This window comes from Synechococcus sp. R6-5, from assembly GCF_047461775.1.
Classification (GTDB): Bacteria; Cyanobacteriota; Cyanobacteriia; order Thermostichales; family Thermostichaceae; genus Thermostichus.
This window is the reverse complement of record NZ_JANSHV010000188.1, coordinates 1-4,713: the sequence shown is the minus strand read 5'-3', so window position 1 is coordinate 4,713 and position 4,713 is coordinate 1. Positions and strand designations below refer to the sequence as shown.

The 4,713-nt window shown below is 56.4% G+C and carries 2 protein-coding genes and 1 pseudogene; 1 reads left to right on the top strand and 2 read right to left on the bottom strand.

The features are described 5' to 3' along the window. Nucleotides 1-173: 173 nt before the first annotated feature. Complete coding sequence (locus NW818_RS10310) at nt 174-1,442, bottom strand: class I SAM-dependent methyltransferase (protein WP_011433202.1); 1,269 nt, start codon at nt 1,440-1,442, stop codon at nt 174-176. Nucleotides 1,443-1,614: 172 nt separating this feature from the next. On the opposite strand from NW818_RS10310, the gene NW818_RS10305 reads away from it, so the two are divergent. After that, nucleotides 1,615-3,363: a peptidase M8 gene (locus NW818_RS10305; RefSeq protein WP_414424491.1), complete on the top strand. Its 1,749-nt coding sequence runs from the start codon at nt 1,615-1,617 to the stop codon at nt 3,361-3,363. Between the two features lie 216 nt (nt 3,364-3,579). On the opposite strand, the pseudogene NW818_RS10300 reads toward NW818_RS10305, so the two are convergent. Beyond that, nucleotides 3,580-4,713: pseudogene (locus NW818_RS10300) on the bottom strand (hypothetical protein); the annotation flags it as partial.

Here is a 4,713-nt window from a genome sequence, read left to right as displayed (position 1 = left end):
AGGACTCCGTCCCGCTAACGCGAACAGCCTCATGCCCTGTGTAGCTCAGTTGGTAGGAGCAATTCTGCTGGCTGAGAAAGAATCCCCGTCCTTTAGGGCGGGGGGTATGTCAACCAAAAAGGCCCCCATGTATGAATCAGGGGGGCTTTCGTAAGTCCTGGCTTTGCACTTGCCTAGCGAAGTGGGGAATCCAGCAGAATGACCAGGCGTTCTTCCAAAAACTTCAGGTTGGCCAACACTTGACTAAACGCTTCTTCCTGCGTCCAGTCCATAATCTCCATGGTCTTGTGGACTAGAGATTGCACCGGCACCGGCAAGGGGCCGAAGACATCCACCAGCCAGCGCACCGAGAAAGGATCGATGGTAATGTTCCCCTCAGCTCCCGGCCAGCCGTTGATGTTGACAGGCCCGTTGTCCCGAATGGCGTTGAGAAAAGCCTGCTTGGCATCCAACTTCACCAGAAGGGGGTGGGCTTGCACCGTGCCGTTCCACCATTCGTCGTTTGTAAACGGCTCAGCCTTGGGAATGCCGGGGTGCCCGCACCAAAAGTCGATCAAGCGGGTCATGTTGGGGAAAATCAGCTCGATGAAGTGAAGCTTTTGCTCCTCGCTTAACTTATTGAGTTGCCGCATCGAGTAGGGCACCGGCTTGGTCAAGACCCTCTCCAACTTCCACTGCTGCCAATTCACCATGCTAATAAACTCGAGGCCGGCCTGCCTCAACATCTCAAACACCTGCGGCACCGTAAAGCCCTTGTCGCTGCGCAGCAGGAAGTTGGCCAGGATCCCCGCTGTGGTTTTGATGGCATCGCCGTTCCAGTGGCTCTTCACAAAGCTGGCGTCGGTGAGCGCTTCCATCACCTCTCGTAGCAGGGGCACCGCTTTGGCTGCCGGCTCGTCCATCACCCCCAGCAGCTCCATCGCATCCTGCATGTTGAAGATAAACTGCCGCTGATAAAGGCTATGAACATTGGTGCGGATGATCCCATCGGGCTTGAGCACCTGCCGCATGCCTTTCAAACCGGCAACCGGGTCGTCCAGTAGGTAGAGAACGTCGTTGCAGGCAATAAAATCAAACTCCTCCCCCAGCGCCGTCATGTCGGTAATGTCCATAACATGAAAGCGGGCGTTTTCAATCTTATGGAACTTAAAGCGCTGCTCTGCCATCTTGATGGACTCCGGCGAAATATCCACACCCACATAGCGAGCGCCGGGGTTGGCCGTTGCCAAAACCAAAGTTTCCCAACCGGAGCCACAGCCGGCATTGAGCATCACCTTGCCTTCCGGCAATACCACCTTGCGATCCCGCAGGTACCTGGCCGTCGTAAGGCTGTTGGCAAACAAGGCAAGGTTGTCGGTAACCGTCTGCTCAATCGGCACATTCGGGTAGGGAAACTCGTCAAACTGCGCCTGTACGGGGTTGGACACAACTTTCTCTGCCATGGCAGTCTTCCTGTTTTTGGGTATCCCAACACTCTTAGCACGCACCCTATCGTACTGCACAGCAAGCAAAAGACTGAGGCAAATCCAGAAAAGCCTGAGGATGGTATAGTGGTGGGGTGTTTTGTAACTACCTAACCTAGAATTCAGGGGAGTCGGGAAGAGGGATCCTTCGATGAGCCCCCGCAAGCGGCTGTTTTGGTTAATGGCAACTTTTCTCCTTGGAATTCTGGCTGCTTGTGGGCTAGCTAGCGGGCCCAGCCTCCTCAGTCGCCCAGAGACTTCATCGCCCGCCCCAGAAGGAGGCGTTGCTGCCTACTACGACGGCAACCCGCAATCGGTAACCATCCGCGATGCCGCCATTGCCTTTGCCATTGCCAGCGGGATCACCCAGCCCAGCCAGATTGTCAGCTTTGTCAACACCGTTTTGCGGGTGCAGCCTCCTCTCACCTTGGCTGAGGTGACCACGGCCGACCCCAATCCGGTGGCCATCTCCGATTTTGATGGGGATGGCACGCCAGGCACCATTCGGGATGCGGCTATTTTGTTTGCCGTTGCCACTTTGCAGAGCCGCGATGCCAACCGCATCAACACCTTCGTCAACACCGTTTTGCGGCTGCAACCTCCCCTCAACCTGACGCCTGAACAGGCGGCCAGATTGCCAGGGCCGGGATTTGTTCCGCCCACAGGGCTTCCAACCGCCTCGCCTTCGCCGTCACCACCTGGGATCCCCACCCTGGGGGTGCCGCAGGCGGTTACAGGGCGCTTGACCACCAGTAGCCCTCGGGATCCCCGTCGTCCTACTCACTTCATTCAGGATTTCCTGCTCAGCGCGCCTGCGGGGCAAACGGTGCGGATCCAGCTTTCCAGTATCGACTTCGATACTTACCTTTTCATCGTTAACCAGGCTACCGGGGAGGTGATTGCCGAAAACGACGACTTTGGGGAGAGTACGAATTCCCAGCTCGACTTGGTTGTGCAAGCTGGAATCAACTACTTGGTGCGGGTTAGCAGTTACGACCCTGGTGCTACGGGTGCTTTCCAGCTTAGGACTGCTCTGGTTGCCCCGGCACCCACTCCTTCTCCCACGGCTTCGCCCACTCCCTCTGCTGGCGGCTTCAACATCGAGATTGAATTCATCGACAACAGCCTCAGCCCCTCCCAGCGAGAGGTTGTGCTTCGGGCAGCCCGGCGCTGGGAGCAGATCATCACCGGGGATCTGCCTGATGTAACCGTAACTCTGGAGGCTGGCTTCTGCGGAGCTGGTTTCCCCCCGACTCCCCTGGTCAATCGTCCTGTGGATGATCTCTTGGTTCAAGTAACCGGCGCCCGGCTCCTCTCCAGCCCCCCTGAGAGTGATGGTCCGGGTAAGGCTGTGGGTCAAGCAGGCCCCTGTGGCCCCCTTCGGCCTGGGATCCGCATCATCCCCTATGCCAGGATTGGGATCGACCCAGCGGATTTGAATCGGCTAGAGGAGCAGAGATCCCTCTTTGACGTTGTCCTGCACGAGCTGGGCCATGCTCTGGGGTTCGGCACCGTTCCCAACTGGCGTCCTTTTCTCCTCAACAGCGGCACCACCAACCCGCGCTTTGCCGGCCGGCAGGCCACTGCTGAGTACAACAGCCTGGGCGGATCGGGGAATGTGCCGGTGCAGGTTGAGCCACCTCCCGAAGGTCACTGGCGGCGAACCCTAGGGTTGGAGCTGATGACGCCGGTGCTGCCACCGCCACCTGCACGCCCTGCTCTTAGTCGTATTACGGCTGCAGCCATGCAGGACTTGGGGTTCACAGGCGTTAACCTGGCTGCTGCGGATCCCTATACCCTGCCTCCAGAAGGGCGCCGCCTGCCCCCAGGGGAGGGGCTTTTCCTGGGGAACGATGCGGTTTTTGGCCCAATTGGGGGAGAGCTCCGCTTGCTTCCCTGAGGACCTGCTAACCCCAGGGAGATGCCCAGCCTAGCCTAGGGCGGCAACAAAAAAAGGCCCCGCTGGGAGTCTGCTAGGAGAAGGGAAGCAAGACGCAGCTCTTGTCCTAGGACAAGACCTGAGCTGCCGATGGTCCTGCGGCTGTTGCCCGGCATGGCCACTTTGGCATAGAAAAGGCCCCTCAGTGGGAGCCAAAAAGGAAAGAGGTGGGAAAGGTTAGGGACAAAGGCCAGTGCCAGAGCCATGTTCTACATATCGATTGTCTGATTGTGGTGATGTAGAGAAGCCGTTGAAGGTGTTGCCAGTTGGCATGGGAGTGGGAACCACATCTCCCCCCTGTTTATAGATAGCAATACTGTTACTAGCTGAAGGAGGAGGAGGAACGTTTGTGTTTGTGAAGGTGTTGCCTTGCACAGTCACAGTGCCACTAGCGTTAACACAAACTCCAATTGCTATTTCTGAAGCTGAGTTTCCTTCTCTTACCCGAATTGACGATCCTTCCACTCTTCCAGAAGCAATGGGTGAGAGGAGAACAGCGAAAACATTGTCTCCTGTGGCTTTAATCGCGCTCAAGCTTACAGTGCTTCCAACCACCTCCACAGAGCCGGAAGGTTTTTTCCCATAGATACCTACAACGCCCTTAGCGTTCCCTGACAATAAAGCCACAACGGAACTATTAGTGACCTTCAAGGTACCCCTGCCCTCGTGAAGAATGCCAGTAACAAAGTTTTTGTCGCTTGGAATGGTAATGCGTACGTTCTCAAGAGTAACAACAGTGCCTAAACCTGTGCCTGGACCTGATGTTACATGAACACATTTGTCGCCTCCACCAACTGTACTGGCCCCGCTAGTGGTAATATCTGTGCAGTCAATAACCATGTCTTTCAAAGGCGTGCCCCCCGCCCTGAGCTCAATGGCAGCTGCCCTATTGCCGGAACCGCCGGGATCCCCGCTGGTAATGCTAAACCCTTGCAGCTTGTTGCCCCTCTCGAGAATTAAACGACTACCGTTCAAATTGAGCTCAAAGTCAACGCCAGCGTCAGGAACTATCGTGATGGATCCAGTTGGTAAATCGGTACTTACAACATTGTTAGAGTTAGCAGGGTTGACCGTCTCGACACCGCTACGAATGATCCTTACAATAACATTTGTCCCGCCCCCAAGACCTGCTGCGGCTTGAACGCTACGAGACTCTATAGCATGTTCTACGGTTTTAAATGGCTGAGCAGGTGAAGTGCCCGGGTGGGTATTAAGACCAAGAATCGGATCGACATAGAACTGAGCAGCGGGGGTTGGCGTTGGAGTGGGCGTTGGGGTGGGTGTTGCAGTAGGTGTGGGAGTTGGCGTCGG

What these genes read in the sequence shown, in the direction of transcription:
- NW818_RS10310 (WP_011433202.1), bottom strand. Translation starts at nt 1,442, where the DNA reads ATGGCAGAGAAAGTTGTGTCCAACCCCGTACAGGCGCAGTTTGACGAG.
- NW818_RS10305 (WP_414424491.1), top strand. Translation starts at nt 1,615, where the DNA reads ATGAGCCCCCGCAAGCGGCTGTTTTGGTTAATGGCAACTTTTCTCCTT.